Source organism: Micromonospora sp. NPDC049049 (genome assembly GCF_040649115.1).
In the GTDB taxonomy this organism is placed as follows: domain Bacteria; phylum Actinomycetota; class Actinomycetes; order Mycobacteriales; family Micromonosporaceae; genus Micromonospora.
Genome location: NZ_JBEZEX010000026.1, coordinates 86,357 through 109,023, shown reverse-complemented (window position 1 = coordinate 109,023; position 22,667 = coordinate 86,357). Strand labels below are relative to the sequence as shown.

The following is a 22,667-nucleotide window of genomic DNA, read 5'->3' as shown; positions in this document are numbered from 1 at the left end:
TGGTACTGCACTCGTGAGGGTGTGGGAGAGTAGGACGCCGCCGGACAATCTTCCAGTCGAGGGCCGCCCCATCAGGGTCGGCCCTCGACTGCGTAGCGCCATTGGTGGCGCAATCAGGAAGGATGTACCTGTGAGTTCAGGACCGCAGGGCGGAGACCGTCCCCGTCGTTACGAAGACCGTACTGACGGTGCGGGCGGACGCGACCGCGGCCCACGCCGCGACGACCAAGGCCGGCCCCCGTACCGGGGAGACCGCGACAGCGGCGGCGCACGAGGCGGATACGCCGGCGGCCGCGACTCCGGCTCCCGTGGTGGTGACCGGGACAGCTCGCGCTCCAGCGCCCCCCGTGAGGGCGGCTACCGAGGCGGTGACCGCCGCGAGGGTGGTTTCCGCGGCGGCGACCGCGACGGCTCGCGCTCCAGCGCTCCGCGCGAAGGTGGCTACCGTGGCGGCGACCGTGATGGCTCGCGCTCGGGTGCTCCGCGTGAGGGCGGCTTCCGGTCCGGCGCTCCCCGCGAGGGTGGCTTCCGTGGCGGCGACCGCGACGGCTCGCGTTCGGGCGCTCCGCGCGAAGGCGGCTACCGAGGCGGCGACCGCGACGGTGGTTTCCGGGGCGGCGACCGCCGTGAGGGTGGTTTCCGTGGTGGCGACCGTGATGGTTCGCGCTCGGGTGCTCCGCGTGAGGGTGGCTTCCGTGGCGGCGACCGTGATGGTTCGCGCTCGGGTGCTCCGCGTGAGGGTGGCTTCCGTGGTGGCGACCGCGACGGCTCGCGGTCCAGCGCTCCGCGTGAGGGTGGTTTCCGTGGTGGTGACCGTCGTGAGGGCGGTTACCAGGGCGGCGACCGCACTCGCTCCGGCCCGCCGCGTGAGGGTGGCTTCCGTGGCGGTGACCGCGAGGGTGGCTTCCGTGGCGGTGACCGTCGCGAAGGTGGCTTCCGTGGTGGCGACCGTGACGGTTCGCGCTCGGGCCCGCCGCGTGAGGGTGGTTTCCGTGGTGGTGACCGCGAGGGTGGCTTCCGTGGCGGTGACCGTCGCGAAGGTGGCTTCCGCGGTGGTGACCGCGAAGGCGGTTTCCGTGGCGGTGACCGGGACAGTTCGCGTTCCAGTGCCCCCCGTGAGGGTGGTTTCCGGGGCGGTGACCGTGACGGTGGTTTCCGTGGTGGTGACCGCCGTGAGGGCGGTTTCCGTGGCGGTGACCGTGATGGTTCGCGCTCGGGCCCGCCGCGTGAGGGTGGTTTCCGCGGTGGTGACCGCGACGGTGGTTTCCGTGGTGGTGACCGTCGCGAGGGCGGTTTCCGGGGCGGCGACCGTGACAGTTCGCGTTCCAGTGCCCCCCGTGAGGGCGGCTTCCGGGGCGGCGACCGCGACGGCTCGCGTTCCAGCGCTCCCCGTGAGGGCGGCTTCCGGGGCGGCGACCGCGACGGTGGTTTCCGGGGCGGCGACCGCCGTGAGGGCGGTTTCCGGGGCGGCGACCGTGACAGTTCGCGTTCCAGCGCTCCGCGTGAAGGCGGTTTCCGCGGTGGTGACCGCGACGGTGGCTTCCGTGGTGGTGACCGCCGTGAGGGCGGTTACCAGGGTGGTGACCGCACTCGCTCCGGCCCGCCGCGCGAAGGTGGCTTCCGTGGCGGCGACCGCGACGGTGGCTTCCGAGGCGGCGACCGCCGTGAGGGCGGCTTCCGTGGCGGCGACCGTGACGGTTCGCGCTCGGACGCTCCCCGTGAGGGTGGCTTCCGTGGTGGTGACCGTCGCGAAGGTGGCTTCCGGGGCGGGGACCGTGACGGTTCGCGCTCGGGCGCCCCGCGTGAGGGTGGCTTCCGGGGCGGCGACCGCGAGGGCGGCTACCGGGGCGGCGAGCGTACCGGGGGTTTCCGGTCCGACGAGCGGCCGCGTCGTGAGGGGGAGTTCCGTCGCGATGACCGCGCGGGTGGCTCCGAGTCGTCCGAGGGCGGGCGTAGCTCGGCCCCGGCACTGCCGGACGACATTGTCGCGACCGACCTCGACAAGGACGTTCGCGCTGAGCTGCTCTCGCTGAACAAGCCGGTCGCCGAGACGGTGGCCCGGCACCTGGTCGCCACTGGGCAGCTGATCGACGAGAACCCGGCCGAGGCGTTGGCGCACGCGCTGGCCGCCCGGCGGCTCGCGTCGCGCATCTCCGCTGTCCGTGAGGCGGTCGGTCTGGCCGCGTACCGGGCGGGAGAGTGGCAGTCGGCGATCGCCGAGCTGCGCACCTACCACCGGATGAGCGGACTGCAGAGCCACCTGGCCGTGCTCGCGGACTGCGAGCGGGCTCTCGGCCGGCCGGAGCGGGCCATTGACCTGTTCCGTGGCGCGGACCGGGAGAAGCTGGACCAGGCCGTGGCGATCGAACTGCTGATCGTCGCCGCCGGCGCGCGTGGTGACCTCGGGCAGAAGGACGCCGCGGTCGCGATGCTCCAGGTTCCGGACCTCACCAACGAGGCCACCGTGCCGTGGACGGCCCGACTGCGGTACGCCTACGCCGACGCGCTGCTCGCGGTGGGTCGGCGCGAGGAGGCCCGCGAATGGTTCTCCCGCGCTGCCGACGTGGACACCGAGGGCGAGACCGACGCCGCCGAGCGGCTGCTCGAACTCGACGGCGTGGTCATCGAGGGTGACGAAGAGGACGAGGCCGCCGAGGAGATCGCCGCAGGCCCGGGCGCTCCCGGTGCGGTGCCGGCCCGACCCGACGCCGACCTGGCCGGCGACACGAACGACGACGATGACGATGACGATGACGATGACGACGAAGATGACGACGACGATGACGACGACGATGACGACGAAGATGACGACGACGACGACGATGAAGATGTCGACGACGACGACGACGAGGACTTCGACGACGACGAGGAGGACGACGCTGTCGGCCGTCCCGCTGACGACGAAGGCTTCGACGACGAGGACGAGGACCGTCACCCCACCGGGAGCGGCAACGCCGACGCGGCCACCACTGGCGACAGCGGCGTGACGGACCGGGACGCGGCGAACGGCGACGCGGCGAACGCCGACGGGACCGTGCCGGCCCGGGACGACGAGTCGGGGTCGACGCAGCGGTGAGCGCGGGCGTGGGGGAGCGGCTGGTCGACGGGTACACCCTGGTCGTCTTCGACCTGGACGGCGTGATCTACCTGATCGACCGGCCGATCCCCGGCGCCGTCGACGCGGTGGCCCGGCTGCACGCCGAGGGACGGGCGGTGGCGTACGCCACCAACAACGCGTCGCGCCGGTCCAGCGAGGTCGCGGACCTGCTGACCGGGATGGGCGTGCCGGCCCGACCGGAGGAGGTCCTCACCTCCGCTGCCGCCTCGGCCGAGTTGCTGCGTGACCGGCTACCCGCCGGCGCGTCGGTGCTGGTGGTCGGCGCGGAGGCGCTGCGCGCGGAGCTGCGCGCGGTCGGCCTGAACCCGGTCACCCAGGCCGATGAGAAGCCGGCGGCGGTGGTGCAGGGGTACGGCCCGCAGGTCGGTTGGGCCGAGCTGGCCGAAGCGTCAGTGGCGGTGCGGGCGGGTGCGATCTGGATCGCCACCAACACCGATCGGACCCTGCCCAGTGGGCGGGGACCGCTGCCCGGCAACGGGTCGCTGGTCGCCGTGCTGCGTACCGCACTGGAGCGAGACCCCGACGTGGTGGTCGGGAAGCCGGAGCCGGCGCTGTTCGAGACCGCTGCCCGGCGCAGTGGCGGTGGGCGGAGCCTGGTCGTGGGTGACCGGCTGGACACCGACATCGAGGGTGCCCGCCGGGCCGGGCTGGACAGCCTGCTCGTGCTCACGGGCGTGCACGGCGTACCGGAGCTGCTGGCCGCCGAGCCGCGGCGACGTCCCACGTACGTCGCGAAAGACCTGGCGGGGCTCTTCGACCCGGCTGCCGCCGTGCGGGTCCCGGGCCCGGCGGACGCCGGCGGCTGGTCGGTGACCGACCGGGACGGCACGCTGGAGCTGGCCGGGGCCGGTCGGCCGCTGGACGCCCTCGCGGCGCTCTGCGCGGTGGCCTGGTCGGCGTCGGTGCCGGCGCTGCCGAAGATCCGTCCGGTGGGCTCGGACGCGGCCCATGCGGTGGAGAGTTTCGGTCTGACCGCGGCGGCGTGAGCCGGGCGGTCGTCAGAGCAGCTTGCGCAGCTTGAGCAGGTCGAACGGGTTGGCTTTGATCGACACCCGGCGGGAGGTCACCGCGCCGGTGACGTCCAGGTCGCCACGGACCAGGGCGAGCAGGTCGTCGCTGGACGTGCTCAGCGCGATCTTGGCCTTGGGGTCGTCGCCGTCGGTCAGCTCGACCAGTCGGCCGCCGGTGATCCGGCCGTGGAACGCGGTGTCCAGGTCGGTGATCCGGCAGGCCAGCGTCCGGTCCAGGTCGATCCGTTCGCGCACGGTCTCGGCGTTGCGATCCAACCGGGCGGCCAGCTCCTGCAACGCCTGCCGGCACTCGTCCACGCTGGCCACATCTCCCCCTCGGTGATCGCCACGCCGTCCTCGGCACCGTACCGCACGGGTCGGTCGGGGGTGCCCGGTAGCGTGACACCTGCACACCCCGCCCCGTGGAAGGACTCAGGCATGCAGGACGCGTGGCGCGCCTACCTCGAGCTGGCCATGGGCCTTACGGAGGCGCCCCGGAAGAAGGCCCAGGACGTGGCACGTCGCCTCGTCGGCTCCGGCGGCGCGACCGCCGCCCAACTCCAGGCCCTCGGCGAGGAACTGGTCACCACCGGCGCCGCCAACCGGGAGGCGCTGACCAAGCTGGTCCGCTTCGAGGTCGACCGGGCCCTCGGCGCGGTCGGTCTGGCCACCGCCGACGAGGTGGCCGAGCTGACCCGGCGGGTGCACGACCTGGAGCGGCAGCTGCGGGAGGCGCGGTCCACCGAGCCGGCCGAAGCGCCGACCGCCGGCCCCACGCCACAACCCGACCCGACCGTCGCCGCGAAGCCCGGCACCGGCCTCGTGCCGTCCGGCGCCCCGGCCGGCGCCCCGGTCTCCGCGCCGGTGGCGAAGAAGGCCGTCGCGAAGAAGGCGGTCGCCAAGAAGGCCATCGCCAAGAAGGCGCCGGCGACGATCAGCCGGACGGCCGACGAGGACATCCCGACGCCGGCTGTGATGCCCGCCAAGAAGGCGGCGATTCGCAGGCAGCGGCCGGACGACGCCGAATGACCCGGCCCGGACCGCCGCCTGGCGGGTCGTTCCCGCGGCCCGGTCCGCCGGCTGGTGGGTCGTTCCCGGCCCGCCCGGCCCCGCCGGTGGGTGCCCGCCCCGGACCGCCGCTGGATCTCGGGGACGACGAGGCACGGCATCCGGCGGTGGACGCCGCCGTGCGGGCCATCGCCAACGCGGCGACGCTCGCTCCCGCCGACCAGATCGCCCACTACGAGGCGGCCTACGAGACGCTGCGGGAAACCCTCGCCACCATCGACCAGACCTGAGCGGGACGACCAGGCCTGAGCAGACCGGAGAACCACCCATGGCACGTCGTAACCGGCTGGACGCCGAACTCGTCCGCCGCGGTCTGGCCCGCTCGCGTGAGCAGGCCGCCGCGTTGGTGGAGGCCGGCCGGGTCCAACTGCGGGGCGTGGTCGCCCGCAAGGCGGCCGCGATGGTCGACCCCGCCGACCCGCTCCTGGTCACCGGTGCGGACCCGGCCGAGGAGTACGTCTCCCGAGGCGGGCACAAGCTTGCCGGCGCGCTGGCCGCGTTCGCCCCCGGTGGGCTGCACGTGGCCGGGCGGCGTTGCCTGGACGCGGGAGCGTCGACCGGGGGGTTCACCGACGTGCTGCTGCGCGCCGACGCGGCCGAGGTGGTGGCCGTGGACGTCGGCTACGGGCAGCTCGCCTGGCCGCTGCGGACGAACGAGCGGGTCCGCGTCCTGGAGCGCACGAATGTCCGTACCCTCGATGCGGACGCGATCGGCGGCCTGGTCGATCTCACGGTGGCCGACCTGTCGTTCATCTCGCTGCGACTGGTGCTGCCGGCGCTGGCCGGCTGCACCCGTGACGACGGTGACCTGGCACTGATGGTCAAGCCGCAGTTCGAGGTCGGCAAGGACCGGGTCGGCGCCGGCGGTGTGGTCCGCGATCCGGAGCTGCGCGCCGAAGCGGTGCTGGACGTGGCGGCGGCGGCCGCACGGCTCGGCCTCGGGCTGGCCGACGTGGCGGCCAGCCCGCTGCCCGGGCCCAGCGGCAACGTGGAGTTCTTCGTATGGTTGCGCCGGGGCGCACCAGCGGCCGACCCGGAGCGGGTGCGGGCCGTGGTGGCGGCCGGGCCGGACGGCTCGACGACGGCCGGCGCGGTGCCGGACGTGGCGGCGGAGGAGGTCGCAGGGTGAACGCGCGCAGTGAGGGTGCCGCAGTGGGCCGGGCGGTGACACGCGGCCGGGCCGAGGTGTCGGCGCCGGTGACGCGACGCGGCCCGGTTCGGCGTGGGCGGGTGGCCCGATGAGCCGGACCGCGCTGCTGGTGACCCACACCGGTCGTCGGCGTAGCACGGAGCACGCCCGGTCGGTCGCCGCCGACCTGATCGATGCCGGTTTCGAGGTACGGGTGGTCGCCGACGAGGCCGAGGACCTCGACCTGCCGGGCGTGGTGCCGGTCGGCGGCCCGCAGGCTGCCGAGGGCGCCGAGATCGTCTTCGCGCTCGGTGGGGACGGCACCTTCCTGCGCGCCGCCGAGCTGGCCCGACCCGCGAAGGCGCCGCTGCTCGGCATCAACCTCGGCAAGGTGGGCTTCCTGGCGGAGGCGGAGATCGACGATCTGGACACCGCCGTCCGGGACGTCGTCGGCCGCAACTACACGGTCGACGAGCGGCTGACCCTGGACGTCACGGCCGAGTTCGACGGTGGGCCGACCATCGAGTCCTGGGCGCTGAACGAGATCAGCATCGAGAAGGGCGAGCGGGCCCAGATGCTGGAGCTGCTCGTCGACGTGGACGGTCGGCCGCTGTCGCGGTACGGCTGCGACGGTGTCGTCTGCGCCACCCCCACCGGTTCCACCGCGTACGCGTTCTCCGGTGGCGGCCCGGTGGTCTGGCCGGAGGTGGAGGCGCTGCTGCTGGTGCCGATCAGCGCGCACGCGTTGTTCAGCCGCCCGCTGGTGACGGCTCCGACGTCCACCTTCGTGATCACGGTCGACCCGTTCACGACCCTCGCCGTGCTCTCCTGCGACGGGCGTCGGGTCTACGACCTGCCGCCCGGCGCGCGGGTGACGGTGCGTCGTGGTGCCCTGCCGGTGCGCATCGTGCGGCTGCGCCCCCGTCCGTTCACCGACCGGCTGGTGGCCAAGTTCGGTCTGCCCGTGCACGGTTGGCGTGGCAGCCGCCGGTGACGGTGGCGCACACGGTCGGTGGATGTCAGTTGTCCACCTGACGACATGTCGCCGCTGCGGCGGCGTGCGACTAGTGACCTGGTGACACGCTCCGACGCAGACTCCGATCGGCCCTCATCCACGGATGGCGGGCCTGGAGGAGTAGAGGAGCCCATCGCATGCACTGGTCCCCACGCTGGCTCGCCGTCGGCGCGGTCGGCGCGTTGGTGGTCGGCGTCGCCGCACCGGCGTCCGCCGACCCGCCCGCCCGGCCCACCGGCCCGACGTCGGGCACGCCCGCCCAGCACGCACCCGTCCGCATCACTCTGATCACCGGCGACCAGGTCGACCTGGTGCAGGCGGCACCCGGTCGGGTCGCCGCCACCGTCCACCCCGGCCCGGGGCGCGACCGGATCGCCTTCCAGACTGTCGAGGCCGACGGCGGGTTGCGGGTGCTGCCCAGCGACGTGATGCCGTACCTCTCCGCGGGGGTGCTCGACCCCGACCTGTTCGACGTGCAGGAGTTGGCGGCCGACGGGTACGGCGATGCCGCGCAGGGCGCGTTGCCGCTGATCGTCCGCTATCAGGAGCCGGCCGCCGGACGGGTCCGGCCGTTGGCCGGCGCGACCGATGCGCGTCCGTTGGAGAGCATCAACGGCGCGGCGCTGCGGGTCGGCAAGGGTGACCTGGGTGGCTTGTGGACGTCGCTGCGCGGCGCGCCCGGGCAGCGGGTGACAGCCGGTTCGCCGGCCCGGCTCGGGGCCGGTGTCGCGCGGATCTGGCTGGACGGAAAGGTCCGCCCGACGCTGGAGCACAGCGTGCCGCAGATCGGCGCTCCGATCGCCTGGGCCGCCGGCCGCGACGGTGCCGGCGTGAAGGTGGCGGTGCTCGACACCGGCGTCGACGCCACCCACCCCGACCTGGCCGGTCGGATCGCCGAGGCACAGGACTTCTCCGGCAGCGGCAGCGCCCGCGACGGGCACGGCCACGGCACCCACGTGGCCGCCACCATCGCGGGCAGCGGGGCGGCGTCCGACGGGTTGCGCAAGGGCGTGGCCCCGGGTGCGCGGTTGCTGGTCGGCAAGGTGCTCGACGACGGTGGCTCCGGCTACAGCTCGTCCATCATCGCGGGTATGGAGTGGGCCGCCCACTCCGGCGCGAAGGTGGTCAGCATGAGCCTCGGTGGCGACCCGACCGACGGCACCGACCCGATGAGCCAGGCGGTGAACGACCTGACCGCTGAGACCGGCGCGCTGTTCGTGGTCGCCGCCGGCAACTCGGGTGCCGCGCGGACCGTCGGTGCGCCCGGCGCGGCCGCGGCGGCGCTGACCGTCGGCGCTGTGGACCGTGCCGACGAGCTGGCGGAGTTCTCCAGCCGGGGTCCGCGCCTCGGCGACAACGGCCTGAAGCCTGAGATCACCGCGCCGGGCGTGGGCATCGTCGCCGCCCGGGCCGCCGGCACCGCCATGGGTACGCCGGTGGACGACGCGTACACGACCGCGTCCGGCACCTCGATGGCCACGCCGCACGTGGCCGGGGCGGCGGCGATCCTCGCCCAGGAACATCCCGACTGGTCCGCCGCGAAGCTCAAGGACGCGCTGGTCAGCACCACGAAGGCGAACCCGGCGTTGACCGTTTTCGAGCAGGGCGCCGGTCGGGTCGACGTGGCCCGCGCGCTCGGCCAGCGGGTCTATGGGTCCGGCACCGCTGACTTCGGCCGGCTCAGCACCGGTGGCGTGCCGGTCGAGCGGACCGTGACGTACACCAACGGTGGCACGGCCCCGCAGACCCTGCGGTTGGCCCTGGAGCTGCGCAACCTGGACACCCGTGCGGCCGAGACCGACGGGGTCACGGTCGGCGGCGTCGAGGTGACGGTGCCGGCCGGCGGCAGCGTCGCCGTGCCGTTGCGGGCGGACCCGGCGAAGCTGGACCGGGGTGTGCACAGCGGGTGGCTGGTGGCCACCGGCGCGGACGGCGTCGCGGTGCGCACCGCTGTCGCGCTCACCCTCAGCGGACCGCTGCACACCGTGACCGTGCGGGCGCTGGACATGCAGGGTCAGCCGGGTCTCGCGTCGGTGCTCACCCTCTTCGGTGAGCAGCCCGAATCCGACTGGCTCGGGTGGGTCGGCGGCGAGGTGCAACTCCAGGTCGAGGAAGGCCCCTACCTGGTCCAGGCGTTGATCGAGCACGGTGCCCCGCTGGACGAGCAGATCACCCTGGTCACCGACCCGGAGCTGCTCGTCGACCGGGACCTCACGGTGGTCCTCGACCCGCGCAAGGGCACCCCGGTGCGGATCGAGACGCCGAAGCCCTCCGAGCAGCGCTCGACGATCAGTTTCTACGAGCACCGGGTCTTCGGCAACGGCCGGCAGGTCGACCACGGTGTGATGACCTTCAGCACCATCCAGCAGGTCAACGTCACCCCGACCCGTGCGGTACGCCAGGGCGAGTTCGAGTTCGCGTCGCGCTGGCAGTTGGTCGCGCCGATGGTGGACGCGACGATCAGCGGGGTGTCCGGTCCGTTGGACATCAACCTGATGGGCTACTCGCCGGCGACGGCCGAGCGGCGCAAGCTGCCGCTGGTCTGGGCCGGCACCGGTACCCCCGCCGAGCTGGCCCGGGTACGTGGTGCCGCGGCGCTGCTCACCAGCACCCCGGACGCTTCGGAGGAGGAGCAGATCGCGGCGGCGGCTGCCGCTGGCGCGAAGGTGGCGCTGATCGTCCGCCCGGCCGACCAGAGCGCGTGGACGTCGTGGACCCCGTTGGGTGACCGGCTGCCGATCCCGTCGATGGCGGTGGCGTACGACGACGGGCAGAAGATCATCGCGGCGGTCCGGAAGCGTCACACGACGCTGGACCTGACGTTGACGGTGGACAGTCCGTACCTGTACGACGTGTGGCAGGTCTCGAAGGGCCGGGTCCCGGAGCGGATCCTGCACAAGGTCACCGACCGCAACACCGCCGAGGTGACCACCCACTACGGAAACGTCGGCGGGGACTGGGCCAGCGAGCAGCGGTTCGGGTGGCGTCCGTGGCAGGACACCGCGTGGAACGACAACCAGCGGCTGGTCCGTACCGGCACCACCCGACGGGAGTTCGTCAGCTCCGGGGACAACTGGTGGCAGCAACGGGTGCTGCACAAGATCATGTTCATGCAGGGCGGGCAGCTGACCGGTGGTCTCACCCAGCAGCCGCGCCGTTACGCCGCCGACGACCGGGTCACCGAGACCTGGCACGCGCCGGTGCTCCGCCCGGCCGTCCCGGCCACCGGTGCGCCGGTGCCCACCCGCACCGGTGACAACCTGGAGTTGCGGGTGCCCGAGTTCGTCGACGCCGAGGGGCACTACAGCGTGGCCGGCGAGAGTGAGGAGTCGGACACCGTCACGGCCCGGGTCAGCCGCAACGGGCAGCAGATCGCGGACCTCTCCGAGGGTTGGGCGTCGGTGCCCACGACCGCCGGGGCCGCCCGGTACCGCCTGGACGTGACCACCCAGCGGTCCTCGGCCGAGTGGCGTTACGGCACGCGGACCGACACGGCCTGGGAGTTCACCTCGGCCCGACCGGCGGGCGACGCCGCCACGCCGTTGTCGCTGCTCCAGGTGGACTACCGGGTGCCGGCGGACCTGCGCGGCACGGTCCGCGGCAACCGACCGCACCAGCTCGGGCTGACCCTACGGCAGCCGGCCGGGGCGCCGAGGCCGACCGGTGCCAGCGTCCGGGTGCAAGTCTCCTTCGACGGGGGCGTCACCTGGCGCAACGCGCCGACCACGGGGTCGGGCACCCGGTACACCGCTACCGTGCCGGCGGGGCGCGAAACGGTGTCGCTGCGGGTGCGTGCCGCCGACCGGGCCGGGAACACCGTCGACCAGACGGTGCTCCAGGCGTACGGGCTGCGGTGATCGGGAGGGGCGGGGCGGCCTGGCCGTCCCGCCCCGCCGGTCGAGGGTCCGCCGTCGGTCGACGGCGGACCCTTTCGCGTCAGAGCCAGCCGCGTCGGGCCACCTGGAACGCCAACCCGGGCCGGGTGTCCACACCGGCGGCGGCCATCAGGTCGGCGATGCGCCGTTGCACTGTCCGCCGGCTCACCCCGAGCTGGGAGGCGATGGACTTGTCCGGTACGCCCGCCACGAACAGCGACAGCAGCCGGGCCTCGTCGGCGTCGGGTTGGTAACCGTCGCTCGGCTGGTCCGCGGGCTCCGGCCGTCGAGGCTCGGGGGCCGCGACGGCGAGGGGGTCGTCGAGGCGCAGCCGGGTGGCGACCCGCCAGTGGCTCTCGAAGAGGGCGAGCAGCGCGTCGAGCAGTTGACTGCGGCCGATCACGGCGGCGCTCGGTTCGCCGCCGTCGCGGTCGGGCACCAACGGGCAGATGGCGGTGCGGGCGTCCACGATGGCCAGTCGGACCGGCAGCCGGTCCAGGACGCGGGCTTGCTCCCCGGCGGCGACCCCCTTGGCCAGGTCGGCCAACGCGCCCGGTTCCAGCAGCAGGTCACGCTCGTAGATGGCCCGGTAGCTCACCCCACGGGCCAGCGCGTCGAACTCCTCGACGTTCTCCGGGCCGGCCATGGCGAGGGGGTTGGCCCGGCAGAACCAGAGCACCTCGGTACGCGCGGAGTTCTGCAGGTCGCGCAGGCGGTCCCGGAGAACCCGGGCGCCGGTGATCACCTCGACCAGATGGTCGACGTGGTGTCGGCGTAGCCCGGAGCGGTACTCCTCGGCCAGTTGGGTGACGAGTCGGCGGGCCGACTCCAGGTCCTCCTGACGCCGCAGCAGCGTCGCGCCGAGGGCGACGTCCGGGGCGGTCGGGCGCAGCGGGGCGTCCGGGTCGGTGTCGCTGCGCTGCACGAGGCCCTTGCCGCGCAGTGCCTCGACCTGGGCGGCGACCTGCTCCCGGGGTCGGTGCAGGCGACGGGCCAACTCGTCGATGCGGGCCGTGGTGAGCTGGAGCAGGCAGCGGTAGAGCTCCTCCTCAGCCGAGGTCAGGCCGATCACATCCAACACGGGGCAGAACTGTACGTCGGCCGGGTACGGGCCTGACCCGGGCCCGTCGGCTGGTCAAGTGTCGGGCCTCGCGTCTACTGTCGGTGGCTGTGCTGGAAGAGCTGCGCATCACCGGACTGGGCGTCATCGAGGACACCACGCTGCCGTTGACCGGCGGCATGAACGTCATCACCGGCGAGACCGGTGCGGGTAAGACGATGGTGGTCACCGGCCTCGGCCTGCTCTTCGGCGGCCGGGCCGACGCCGGGCGGGTCCGCGCCCAACCCGGTCGTGCGGTGGTGGAGGGGCGGCTGCGGCTGCACGGGCGGGTCGCCGACGCCGTGCACGCGCGGATCGTCGAGGCCGGCGGCGACCCGGACGAGGACGGCTCGGTGCTGCTGAGCCGCACGGTGACGGTGGAGGGGCGCTCGCGCGCCCACGTCGGTGGCCGGAGCATGCCGGTGTCGATGCTCGGTGAGGTCGGCGAGCAGGCGGTGGCCGTGCACGGCCAGTCCGACCAGTTGCGGTTGCTGCGCCCGGCCGAGCAGCGGGCCGCACTGGACCGGTTCGCCGGCCCGGCGCACGAGAAGCTGCTCGACGCGCTGCGCGAGGCGTACACGGGGTGGCGTCGGGTCGTCGACGACCTGGCCGACCGTCGGCGCAACGCCCGCGAGCGCAACCAGGAGGCCGACCTGCTGCGGTTGGGCCTCGACGAGATCACCCGGGTCGATCCGCAGCCCGGTGAGGACGACGAGCTGAAGACCGAGGCGCAGCGGCTGGAGCACGCCGAGGGTCTGCGGACGGCCGCGCAGATCGCCCAGCAGTGTGTGGCCGGTGGCGCGGAGGCGGCCGAGGAGACCCCGGACGCGGCGGCGTTGCTCGGCACCGCCCGGCGGACCCTGGAGGCGCAGTCCGGCACCGATCCGGCGCTCGGTGAGCTGGCGGCCCGCCTGGAGGAGGCGGCCACCCTTGTCACCGACGTGTCCGCGGAGCTGTCGGCTTACCTGGCGACGCTCGACGCGGACCCGGCCCGGTTGCAGCACGTCTATGAGCGGCGGGCGGCGCTGCGCGCGTTGACCCGCAAGTACGCCGACGACGTCGACGGGGTGATCGCCTGGGCCGATCGGGCGCGCACCCGACTGTCCGATCTGGACATGTCCGACGACGTGCTCGACGAGTTGGAGCGGGAGGGCCAGCGGCTCGCCGTGGAGGTGGCCGATCTGGCCGGGCGGGTGTCGACCTCCCGGCAGGAGGCGGCGGTCCGCTTCGCCGACCAGGTCACCGTCGAGCTGGCCGGGCTGGCCATGCCGCACGCGCGGATCGAGGTGGCGGTGCTGCCGCGTCCGGCCGGGCGTGCCGAGCCGACGCTTGCGGTCAACGGCGTCGAGGTGGGTGTCACGCCGGACGGCGGTGACGAGGTGGAGCTGCGGTTGCTGGCCCACCCTGGGGCGCCGTCGTTGCCGTTGCAGCGCGGGGCCTCCGGCGGTGAGTTGTCCCGGGTGATGCTCGCCATCGAGGTCGTGTTCGCCGGCTCCGGTGGCCCGCCCACGTTGGTCTTCGACGAGGTCGACGCGGGGGTCGGCGGGCAGGCGGCGGTGGAGATCGGCCGTCGGTTGGCGCGGTTGGCCCGCAGCCACCAGGTGCTGGTGGTCACGCACCTGCCGCAGGTGGCCGCGTTCGCCGACCGGCACCTGGTGGTGGCGAAGGACACCGGCGGCGCGGTGACGACCAGCGGGGTGCGCGTGGTGGAGGACACCGAGCGGGCGCGGGAGTTGGCGCGCATGCTGGCGGGTTTGCCCGATTCGGATCTGGGTATCGCCCATGCCGAGGAGCTTCTGGCAGTGGCCGCCAAGGAAAGGCGGTTGTGACGCCGCGTATTGTGAGCGCAAGCACACCGGCTTGTGCCGGTGTGTGCTTCCCTGGGTAGGCGGCCCTGCTCAGGCATGTCGCGACAGAAAAGCCTGCCTCACATGCCAGGATGGTCACGATGCGTCTACCCACGTTGCGCCGGAACCGGAACGCCGAACCGGGCAGAGTCCTCGGCACCGCGCGCCTTGATCGCCGGACGAAACGCCTGGTCGGTCGGCTGCGCCCCGGTGACATCGCGGTCATCGACCACGTCGACCTGGATCGGGTGGCGGCCGACTCGCTCGTCGCCGTCGGGGTCGCGGCGGTGCTCAACGCCAAGCCCTCGGTCTCCGGCCGTTACCCGAACCTGGGCCCGGAGGTGCTGATCGCCGCCGGCATTCCGCTCCTCGACGACCTGGGGGAGGGCGTCTTCGAGCGCATCCGCGAGGGCGACCAGGTGCGTATCGAGGGCAACACGGTCTTCGCCGGTGACGAGCCGGTGGCCCACGGCAGCCTTCAGGACGCCGAGTCGGTCGGCAAGGCGATGGCGGACGCCCGGGAGGGTCTGTCGGTGCAGTTGGAGGCGTTCGCCGCCAACACGATGGACTACCTGCGTCAGGAACGCGACCTGCTGCTCGACGGTGTCGGTGTGCCGGACATCGAGACCCAGATGCAGGGTCGGCACTGCCTGATCGTGGTGCGCGGCTACGACTACAAGGCCGACCTGGACGTGCTTCGCCCGTACATCCGGGAGTTCAAGCCGGTGCTCATCGGCGTCGACGGCGGCGCGGACGCGCTGGTCGAGGCCGGCTACACCCCCGACATGATCATCGGGGACATGGATTCGGTCACCGACGACGTGCTGCGCTGCGGCGCCGAGGTGATCGTGCACGCGTACCCGGACGGGCGCGCGCCGGGCCTGCCCCGGGTCAACGGCCTCGGTGTGCCGGCCATCACGTTCCCGGCCGCGGCGACCAGCGAGGACCTGGCCATGCTGCTGGCCGACGAGAAGGGCGCCTCGCTGTTGGTGGCGGTCGGCACCCACGCCACCCTCGTCGAGTTCCTCGACAAGGGTCGCGGCGGGATGGCCTCGACGTTCCTGACCCGGCTGAAGGTCGGCGGCAAGCTGGTCGACGCCAAGGGCGTGAGCCGGCTCTACCGGCAGAGCATCTCCGGCTCGTCGCTGCTGCTGCTGGTGCTGTCGGCTATCGCGGCGATGGCGTCCGCGGTGGCCGTGTCGACAGTCGGGAAGGCGTACCTGGGCGTGGTCGCCGAGTGGTGGGACAATTTCGTGTTCCAGCTGTACCGGCTCTTCTAGTTCCCGACCGATCAAGAGGCTGCAAGCGTGATCAACTTCCGCTACCACGTGGTGTCCCTCACCGCGGTCTTCCTGGCTCTGGCGATCGGGCTGGTGGTCGGCACAGCCGCCCTCAACGGCCCGGTCGCTGACTCGCTCGAGGGGCAGGTCACCGGGCTGCGCAAGGACAACCAACACTGGCGTCAGACGGTCAGCAACATGGAGAAGCAACTGGCATTGGAAGAGGAGTTCGCCGAGGAGACCGCTCAGATTCTCCTGCCCGGCACCCTCACCGGGCGTCGGGTCGTGGTGCTCAGCCTGCCCAACGGGCGCGACCACACCGAGGGCGTGCTCAAGAAGCTCCAGCTCGGCGGGGCGACCATCACCGGCCAGGTCGACCTCCAGGACAAGTTCATCAACCCGGACAACAACTCCAACCTGCTGGAGTTGGCCGTCACCGCCGCCCGCCCCACCGCGCAGACCACCGGCCTGCCGGGCAACGGGCACGGCGTGGAGACCTCGAGCGCGTTGCTCGCCAGCGTCCTGCTGGACCGGCCGCAGGGGGTCGCGCCGGTCAGCGACGCCGACCGGCGGGCGGTGCTCGCCGCTTACAACAACGCCGGTTATCTGACCACTGACAGCAACAAGGTGACCGCCTCGGCGGAGGCTGTCGTCGTGGTCAGCGGCCAGCCGTACGTCGACAAGGACTCCGACAAGCGGGACGAGTCGGTGGTCAAGGTCGCGGAGCAGTTCGACCGCACCGGTTCGATCGTGGTGGCCGGCAACGGTTCGGTCGGCGGCAACCTGGTCGGCGTGGTGCGCGGCGACCCGGTGCTCGCCCAGACCATCTCCACGGTCGACAACGCCAACACCGTGCAGGGCCAGGTGGTCACCAGCCTCGCCCTGGTGCAGCAACTCACCGAGAAGAAGGCCGGGCAGTACGGCGTCGGCGACAACGCCGCGTCGCTGCTGCCTAGACTGCCCCAGTGAGCGAACGACGTACCCCCGTGTCCGGATCCGACCAGGTGACGCGTGACCGAGCTGGCGAGGTGGCGGCGTGAGCGCCCTGGGTCGGCTGTTGATCGCCGGTGCGGGCGCCGCGGCGGCCCGGTACGCGCTGCGTGAGGCGCGCACCTCGCCGGCCGGGCCCGCGTTGGAACGCACCAACTTCCGTGGCCGCACGGTCAGCCTGGCCGCCGGGCCGGCGCTCGCCGCCGGCGCTGCCGCCGCCGGCGCGTTCGGTGCCACCGGCGGCGCCGCCGGTGGGGCCGCCCTGGTCGCCGGTCTCGGCGCGGGCGGTGTCGGCCTGTACGACGACGTGGTCGGCGCGCGGCCGGAGCAGAAGGCGGCCAAGGGTTTCGCCGGGCACCTCGCCGCGCTGCGCGAGGGGCGGGTCACCGCCGGTCTGGTCAAGGTCGTCGGGGTGGGCGCTGTCGGGCTGGGCGCCGCCGCGCTGCTCGCCGCCGACTCCCGGGTCGCCGCGCACCCGCGCCGGCAGCGGCACGGTGCGTTCGGCCGGGGCGTCGACGTGCTGCTCGGTGCCGGTGTGATCGCCGGCACGGCCAACCTGCTCAACCTGCTCGACCTGCGGCCGGGCCGCGCCCTCAAGTCCGGGCTGCTGCTCGCGGCGCCGTTGACCGGCGGCCCGCAGGGCGGTATCGCGGCGGGTGCGGCCGGTGCCGCCGCCGGTCTGCTCCGTGACGACCTGGCCGAGGACGTGATGCTGGGCGACAGTGGCGCGAACGCGCTCGGGGCGGTGCTCGGCGTCGCGCTCGCCGCCCGGACCGGCCCGCTCGGCCGGGCCGGTCTGCTCGCCGTCCTGGCCGGGCTCACCGCCGCCAGCGAGAAGGTCAGCTTCACCGCGGTGATCCAGCGGACCCCGGGGCTGCGCGAGCTCGACGCACTGGGCCGACGCGCCGACTGACGTGACCAGACCGGCACCCCTCGCCGGCGCCGGCCGGCTGGCCGGGGCAGCCGCGCTCATCGCCGTCCTCACCGTGGCCAGCCGACTCGCCGGCTTCGGCCGTACCGCCGTGTTCACCTGGAGCCTGGCGCCCACCGACCTCGGTGGCACCTACGTGGTGGCCAACGCGGTGCCGAACTTCATCTTCGAGATCGTCGCCGGGGGAGCCCTGGCCAGCCTCGTCGTACCGCTGCTCGCCGGTGCGGTCGCGGCGGGCGACCGGACGGCCGTGGCCCGGACCACCGGCGCGCTGCTGACCTGGACGCTGGCCCTGCTGGTTCCCCTCGCGCTGCTCGTGGTGCTGCTGGCCGGCCCGGTGGTCGAGTCGCTGGGCCATCACCTGACCACCGCCCAGCAGCAGAGCGGCGTGCGGATGCTGCGGGTCTTCGCGCCGCAACTGCCGCTGTACGGGGTCGGCATCGTGCTCACCGGGGTGCTCCAGGCCCACCGCCGTTTCGCGTGGCCGGTGCTCGCCCCGTTGCTGTCCAGCCTCACCGTCATCCTGGTGTACCTGGGGTTCACCGTCACGCAGGGCCGGTACGCCACTGTCGGCGGGGTCAGCGCCGGAGGTGAGTTGCTGCTCTCCGGCGGCACCACCCTCGGCGTGGTGGTGCTGTCGTTGTCGTTGCTGATCCCGGTCCGCCGGTTGCGCCTCGGGCTGCGACCCGGCTTCGGGTTTCCCGCCGACGCGCGGGCGAGGGTCGGCGGGTTGGCGGTGGCCGGCGCGGTCACCGTCACCACCCAGCAGATCGCGCTGATCGTCAGCCTGAACCAGGTCACCGCCGGAGCGCGGAGCAACCCGGGCGTCTACAACCTGGCGCAGACCGTCTACCTGCTGCCGTGGGCGGTGCTGGCGGTGCCGCTGGCGATCGCCGCCTACCCGACCCTGGCGGCGGCGCGGGCCGCCGGAGACGAGCGCACCTACCGGGCTACCCTGGCGCCGGCCGTGCGTGGCGTGCTCCTGTTCAGTTGCCTCGGCACGGCCGCGTTGATCGGGACCGCCGGGCCGGTGGGGCATTTCTTCTTCCCGGCGGACACCGCGTCGACGGCCGCCGCCGCGATCATCGGGTACGCCCCCGGCCTGGTCGGCTACGGCCTCTTCGCGGTGCTCACCCGGGCGCTCTACGCGCGGGGCGAGACGCGGGCGGCGACGTTCGCCACGGCGGTCGGCTTCCTGGTGGTGCCGGCCGTCGTCCTGCTGCTCGGCGCGGTGCTGCCCCTGCGGGACCGGGTGCTCGCGGTGACGGCCGCGAACTCGGTGGGGATGCTGGTGCTGGGCGCCCTGCTGCTCCTGGCGGTGCGGCGCAGCGCCGGCCGTCCCGCCCTCGCGGGAGCGGCACGGGCCGCAGCGGCCGGTGGCCTCGCCGGTGTGCTCGCCGGGCTCGCCGGGCTGGGCCTCAGCCGTTGGCTCGATCAGTCGGACGGCGGCACCCCGACGACGGCGGTGGCGTTCGGTCAGGGCATGCTGTCCGGGGTTCTGGTTGGGGTTGTGTTCCTCGCCGTGGTCTGGTTCGTCGACCGGCGGGACGTACAGCCACTGCTCGCCGGGGTGCTGCGGCGTCTGGGCCGGCGGGGGCCGTCCGGCGGTGCGCCGACACCGGGCGCGGGCTCCGCGCAGCGGGGCGACGGGAAGGAGACGGCGACGCGATGACTGAGCCACCTCTGCCCGCCGGCTGGTCGGGCACCGTCGCGTTGGTGCTCGCGTCCAGCACCGGCGGGGTCGGCCAGCACGTCCGTTCGGTGGCCCGCGGTCTCGTCGCGGGCGGCACGACAGTCCTGGTCTGCGGGCCCGCCGCCACCGAGGAGCAGTTCGACTTCACCGGTGTCGGTGCGCGGTTCGAGGCGGTGGAGATCCCGGCCAGCCCGACTCCGGCCGACGCGCGGGCGGTGCTCACGCTGCGCCGGGCGCTCGCCGCCGCCACCGTCGACGTGGTGCACGCGCACGGCCTGCGGGCCGGGTTGGTCGCCGTGCTGGCCCGTCCGGCCGTCCCGCTGATCGTCACCTGGCACAACGCGGTGCTCGCCGGGGGACTGCGGGGCGGGGTGTCCCGGCTCGTCGAACGGGTGGTCGCCCGGGGTGTGCGGGTGGCGCTCGGTGCCTCCGCGGACCTGGTGCGGCGGGCCGCCGAGGTGGGTGCCGTCGACGCCCGGCTCGCCCCGGTCGCCGCGCCGACGCTGCCCGCGCCGCGTCGACGCCCGGCGGCGGTACGCGCCGAGTTCGGCGTCCGCCCGGACCAGCCGTTGATCGTCTCGGTCGGTCGGTTGCACCCGCAGAAGCGCTACGACGTGCTGATCGACGCGGCGGCCCGCTGGCGTACGCGTACCCCGCCGCCGGTCGTGGTGATCGCGGGCAGCGGGCCGGCGTATCTGCCGCTCGCCGCGCGGACCTCCGCCGCCCGCGCCCCGGTGACCCTGCTGGGGCACCGCACCGACGTGGCCGACCTGCTCGCCGGCGCCGACCTGGCGGTGGTGACCAGCGACTGGGAGGCGCGGCAACTCTTCGCCCAGGAGGCGTTGCGCGCCGGTGTGCCACTGGTGGCCACCGCTGTCGGCGGGCTCCCGGATCTGGTCGGCGACGCCGCCACGCTGGTTCCCGCCGGTGACGTGGACGCCCTCGACGCGGCCGTACGCGCGTTGCTGGACGACCCGGCGGCGCGGGCGGAGTTGGGCCGGCGCGGGACCGAACGGGCGGCGACGTGGCCGACCGAGGCGGACACCGTCGCCACGCTTGCCGCCCTCTACGCCGAGCTGGCCGGGAACCCCGGCGGTGCGGCGGCCGCCCCGGGCTCCGACGCCCCGAGAACGGGACACCGGTGATGTTGCGCCGAATCGCCCCCGCCCTGTTGACAGTGCTCGTGGTGGCGCTGGGCGTCACCGCGCTCGCGGCCCGTCCACCCCAGGGTGCCCCGCAACGCACCGCTGACTTCGTGGTGCTCGCCGGGATCGCCGGGCTGCGCTGGGACGACGTGAACCCGCAGAGCACCCCGACGCTGTGGCGGATGGCCCAGGACGGCTCGATCGGCTCCCTGTCGGTGCGGTCCGCGCACCGGCCCACCTGCCCGGTGGACGGCTGGCTGACCTTGGGCGCGGGCAGCTTCGCCGCGTGGAACGGCAGCCGGTCGGTCGACGGTTGTCCGTCGGCGGCGGTGACTGTGGAACAGCCCGACGGCATCGGCGCGAACCTGCCCGACCAGGAGAGCGTGGTCCAGTACAACCAGCAGCGGCTGCCCTGGGGCGCCCTGCCCGGCTCGTTGTCCGAGTCGGTGCGGTGCTCTGTCGCCGTGGGGCCGGGCGCGGCGGTGGCCGCCGCCCGACCGTTCGGCCGCGTCGACCGGTACGCCTCGGGGCTGCCGGCCGACCCGCGGCCGCTGCTCGGCTCGTGTGTGCTGAGCATCGTCGACCTCGGCACGGTCAAGGGGGCCGACGCGGCCACCCGCGCCGAGGAGGCCCGCGCGGCGGACGCCGAGTTGGCCCGGGTGCTGGCGGCGCGACCCCCACGGTCGTTGGTGCTGGTCGCGGGGATCTCCGACACCACCCAGCCGGCGCGGCTGCACGTGGCGGTCGCCGACGGGCCGGGCTGGGAGCGGGGGTGGCTCACGTCGGCCAGCACCGGCCGGGACGGGTACCTGCAACTCGTCGACCTCGCGCCGACCGCCCTCGCCGCGTTGGGCCGGCCCATGCCGGAGCGGCTCTTCCTCGGCCGTCCGGCGATCAGCACCGGCGGTCGTCCCGCCGATCTGACCGAGGCCATCAACGCGCCGGCGAACGCCGACCGGGAGGCGGCCGCGCAGCGTTCCGTCTCCGGGGTGTTCTTCACGCTGCTCGCCGGGGTGCAGGTGCTGCTGGCCGTCGCGATCCTGCCGCTGCTGCGCCGGGCCCGTCCGCACGCCGGCCCGGCCGGTCCGACGCCCGTCTCCGGGCGGATCGTGGCGGTGATGGAGCTGCTGCTGGTCGCCGCGGCGTTGACGGTGCCGGCGGCGCTGCTGACCGACGCGGTGCCCTGGTGGCGCGGTGAGCACCCCGGGTGGATCTTCGCCGGGGTGACGGCGCTGCTGGTGGCCGCCGGCACCGCGGCGGTGCGGTTCGCCCCCGGGTACGCGAACACCCTCGGGCCGCTGGGGGCGGTGGCCGGCCTCACCACGCTCGTGGTCGGGCTGGACGTGCTGACCGGGGCCCGCCTGCAACTCAACGGTGTGGTCGGCTACTCCGCGTTGCAGGGCGGCCGGTACGCCGGGCTGAGCACTGTGGGTCTGGGAGTGTTCCTCGCCGGTGCGCTGGTCACCGGCGGCTGGTTCGCGCAACGGGTGCACCGGGGCTGGCGGCCGGCGGTGATGGTGGCGGTGGGTGGCCTCGCCGTGGTGGTGGTCGGCAGCCCGTATCTGGGCGCCGACCCGGTCGGCGCGATCGCGCTCACCGCCGGGGTGAGCGTCGCCGCCGTGATCAGCGCCGGTGGCTGGTTGACGGTCAGCCGGCTGGCCTGGGCCACCATGGCCGCGCTGGCGGTCGGTATCGGGTTCGCGGTGGTGGACCTGCGGCGTCCGGCCGCGGAGCGGGGCAGCCTGGGCCGGTTCCTCTCCGCGCTCGGTGACGGCACCGGCGGGTTCGCCGTGCACCGCTCCAGCACGGAGAACTTCGAGACGTTGGTCAACAGCCCGCTGACGGTGCTGGCGCTGGCCGCCGGGTTGCTGGTGTGGTTCGCCCTGTTGCAGCCGTGGGGTGGGCTGATGCGGTTGTTCGGCATCTACCCGGCGGTCCGGGCCGCGCTGGCCGGCACCGTGGTCGCCGCGGTGCTCGGTGGTGTGCTCGACGGCGCGGCCCTGGACGTGATGGGTGCTGCCGCCGCCCTGGTGGTGCCGATGGCGGCCCTGGCGTCGCTACGGGTGCTCGGGCACGCCGCGGACCGGACCCGCCCGGTAGCGGCCCGCTCCCGCGCCAACGGCGCCGACGACGACTCGGGGTCCGGCGGGGTCGGCCCGGCCGGTGGCGGTGACGGTCCGACCGGCGGCGGTGGGCCACTGGGTGCCGTGCATCCCCGTCCGATCGCCGGCCCGCCCCCGGGCGCGCCGGCGACGGTCGCCCAACCGGTGTCGGACCCTGCGGGCGAGCGCCGGGGGGACGCCGACGAACCGGCCGAGCCGACCGCGAGCGGGTCGACGCCGGACGCCGCGCCGACGGTGCCCGTGCCGCCCCGGCAGGTCCCCCGGTCATCGACGGAGGTTGCCGCGTCCTGAGCGCCGGGCCTCGTCCGGATGGCCCGGAGGTGTCGCGGCCGGGGTGCGGCCTG

Annotated in this window: 17 protein-coding genes; 14 read left to right on the top strand and 3 right to left on the bottom strand. The window is 74.1% G+C overall.

Annotated features, from left to right (window positions below):
* Window positions 1-136: 136 nt before the first annotated feature.
* Window positions 137-2,065: a hypothetical protein gene (locus tag AB0B68_RS24320; protein WP_357262901.1), complete on the bottom strand. Its 1,929-nt coding sequence runs from the start codon at window positions 2,063-2,065 to the stop codon at window positions 137-139.
* Here AB0B68_RS24320 and AB0B68_RS24315 point away from each other — a divergent pair.
* The gene (locus tag AB0B68_RS24315; protein ID WP_357262898.1) at window positions 2,054-3,076 is read left to right on the top strand and encodes a hypothetical protein; all 1,023 of its coding nucleotides are present in this window, start codon (window positions 2,054-2,056) and stop codon (window positions 3,074-3,076) included. The genes AB0B68_RS24320 and AB0B68_RS24315 overlap by 12 nt on opposite strands.
* A complete protein-coding gene (locus AB0B68_RS24310) occupies window positions 3,073-4,104 on the top strand; it encodes an HAD-IIA family hydrolase (RefSeq protein WP_357206856.1) in 1,032 nt (343 codons plus the stop codon). Before AB0B68_RS24315 ends, AB0B68_RS24310 begins: the two co-directional genes overlap by 4 nt.
* Before the next feature lie 12 nt (window positions 4,105-4,116).
* On the opposite strand, the gene AB0B68_RS24305 is transcribed toward AB0B68_RS24310, so the two are convergent.
* Window positions 4,117-4,455 carry an SCP2 sterol-binding domain-containing protein gene (locus tag AB0B68_RS24305; protein WP_355008437.1) on the bottom strand — a complete coding sequence of 113 codons (339 nt, stop codon included), beginning with the start codon at window positions 4,453-4,455 and terminating at the stop codon, window positions 4,117-4,119.
* Between the two features lie 111 nt (window positions 4,456-4,566).
* Between AB0B68_RS24305 and AB0B68_RS24300 the strand changes: the two genes are divergently transcribed.
* The 5 genes from AB0B68_RS24300 to AB0B68_RS24280 all read left to right on the top strand — a co-directional run bounded on the left by AB0B68_RS24300 (window position 4,567) and on the right by AB0B68_RS24280 (window position 11,197).
* Complete coding sequence (locus AB0B68_RS24300; RefSeq protein WP_357262895.1) at window positions 4,567-5,157, top strand: hypothetical protein; 591 nt, start codon at window positions 4,567-4,569, stop codon at window positions 5,155-5,157.
* A complete protein-coding gene (locus AB0B68_RS24295; RefSeq protein ID WP_357262892.1) occupies window positions 5,154-5,426 on the top strand; it encodes a hypothetical protein in 273 nt (90 codons plus the stop codon). Before AB0B68_RS24300 ends, AB0B68_RS24295 begins: the two co-directional genes overlap by 4 nt.
* Before the next feature lie 38 nt (window positions 5,427-5,464).
* Window positions 5,465-6,325 carry a TlyA family RNA methyltransferase gene (locus AB0B68_RS24290; RefSeq protein ID WP_357206863.1) on the top strand — a complete coding sequence of 287 codons (861 nt, stop codon included), beginning with the start codon at window positions 5,465-5,467 and terminating at the stop codon, window positions 6,323-6,325.
* 109 nt (window positions 6,326-6,434) lie between these two features.
* Window positions 6,435-7,319 (top strand): NAD kinase, encoded by an 885-nt coding sequence (locus tag AB0B68_RS24285; RefSeq protein WP_357206865.1) that lies wholly within the window; start codon window positions 6,435-6,437, stop codon window positions 7,317-7,319.
* Window positions 7,320-7,477: 158 nt separating this feature from the next.
* The gene (locus AB0B68_RS24280) at window positions 7,478-11,197 is read left to right on the top strand and encodes a S8 family serine peptidase (RefSeq protein WP_357262889.1); all 3,720 of its coding nucleotides are present in this window, start codon (window positions 7,478-7,480) and stop codon (window positions 11,195-11,197) included.
* Window positions 11,198-11,276: 79 nt separating this feature from the next.
* On the opposite strand, the gene AB0B68_RS24275 is transcribed toward AB0B68_RS24280, so the two are convergent.
* Entirely contained in the window at window positions 11,277-12,296 is a 1,020-nt protein-coding gene (locus tag AB0B68_RS24275; protein WP_357208205.1) for a helix-turn-helix domain-containing protein, read from the bottom strand.
* An 89-nt stretch (window positions 12,297-12,385) separates the two neighbouring features.
* Here AB0B68_RS24275 and recN point away from each other — a divergent pair, with 89 nt between their 5' ends.
* The 7 genes from recN to AB0B68_RS24240 all read left to right on the top strand — a co-directional run bounded on the left by recN (window position 12,386) and on the right by AB0B68_RS24240 (window position 22,614).
* Window positions 12,386-14,143 carry a DNA repair protein RecN gene (gene recN / locus AB0B68_RS24270; protein WP_357262904.1) on the top strand — a complete coding sequence of 586 codons (1,758 nt, stop codon included), beginning with the start codon at window positions 12,386-12,388 and terminating at the stop codon, window positions 14,141-14,143.
* 119 nt (window positions 14,144-14,262) lie between these two features.
* A complete protein-coding gene (gene steA / locus AB0B68_RS24265) occupies window positions 14,263-15,441 on the top strand; it encodes a putative cytokinetic ring protein SteA (protein WP_357262886.1) in 1,179 nt (392 codons plus the stop codon).
* Window positions 15,442-15,468: 27 nt separating this feature from the next.
* Window positions 15,469-16,410 carry a copper transporter gene (locus AB0B68_RS24260; RefSeq protein ID WP_357208588.1) on the top strand — a complete coding sequence of 314 codons (942 nt, stop codon included), beginning with the start codon at window positions 15,469-15,471 and terminating at the stop codon, window positions 16,408-16,410.
* 67 nt (window positions 16,411-16,477) lie between these two features.
* Window positions 16,478-17,344 carry a hypothetical protein gene (locus tag AB0B68_RS24255; protein ID WP_357262883.1) on the top strand — a complete coding sequence of 289 codons (867 nt, stop codon included), beginning with the start codon at window positions 16,478-16,480 and terminating at the stop codon, window positions 17,342-17,344.
* A 1-nt stretch (window position 17,345) separates the two neighbouring features.
* The gene (locus AB0B68_RS24250; RefSeq protein ID WP_357208366.1) at window positions 17,346-19,034 is read left to right on the top strand and encodes a lipid II flippase MurJ; all 1,689 of its coding nucleotides are present in this window, start codon (window positions 17,346-17,348) and stop codon (window positions 19,032-19,034) included.
* Window positions 19,031-20,200 (top strand): glycosyltransferase family 4 protein, encoded by a 1,170-nt coding sequence (locus AB0B68_RS24245; protein WP_357262880.1) that lies wholly within the window; start codon window positions 19,031-19,033, stop codon window positions 20,198-20,200. Before AB0B68_RS24250 ends, AB0B68_RS24245 begins: the two co-directional genes overlap by 4 nt.
* Window positions 20,200-22,614, top strand: a complete 2,415-nt coding sequence (locus tag AB0B68_RS24240; RefSeq protein ID WP_357208022.1) for a hypothetical protein — start codon at window positions 20,200-20,202, stop codon at window positions 22,612-22,614. The genes AB0B68_RS24245 and AB0B68_RS24240 overlap by 1 nt, the downstream gene beginning before the upstream one ends.
* The last annotated feature ends 53 nt before the right edge of the window (window positions 22,615-22,667 follow it).

What these genes read in the sequence shown, in the direction of transcription:
- AB0B68_RS24300 (WP_357262895.1), top strand. Translation starts at nt 4,567, where the DNA reads ATGCAGGACGCGTGGCGCGCCTACCTCGAGCTGGCCATGGGCCTTACG.
- AB0B68_RS24295 (WP_357262892.1), top strand. Translation starts at nt 5,154, where the DNA reads ATGACCCGGCCCGGACCGCCGCCTGGCGGGTCGTTCCCGCGGCCCGGT.
- AB0B68_RS24290 (WP_357206863.1), top strand. Translation starts at nt 5,465, where the DNA reads ATGGCACGTCGTAACCGGCTGGACGCCGAACTCGTCCGCCGCGGTCTG.
- AB0B68_RS24285 (WP_357206865.1), top strand. Translation starts at nt 6,435, where the DNA reads ATGAGCCGGACCGCGCTGCTGGTGACCCACACCGGTCGTCGGCGTAGC.
- AB0B68_RS24280 (WP_357262889.1), top strand. Translation starts at nt 7,478, where the DNA reads ATGCACTGGTCCCCACGCTGGCTCGCCGTCGGCGCGGTCGGCGCGTTG.
- steA (WP_357262886.1), top strand. Translation starts at nt 14,263, where the DNA reads ATGCGTCTACCCACGTTGCGCCGGAACCGGAACGCCGAACCGGGCAGA.
- AB0B68_RS24245 (WP_357262880.1), top strand. Translation starts at nt 19,031, where the DNA reads ATGACTGAGCCACCTCTGCCCGCCGGCTGGTCGGGCACCGTCGCGTTG.
- AB0B68_RS24240 (WP_357208022.1), top strand. Translation starts at nt 20,200, where the DNA reads ATGTTGCGCCGAATCGCCCCCGCCCTGTTGACAGTGCTCGTGGTGGCG.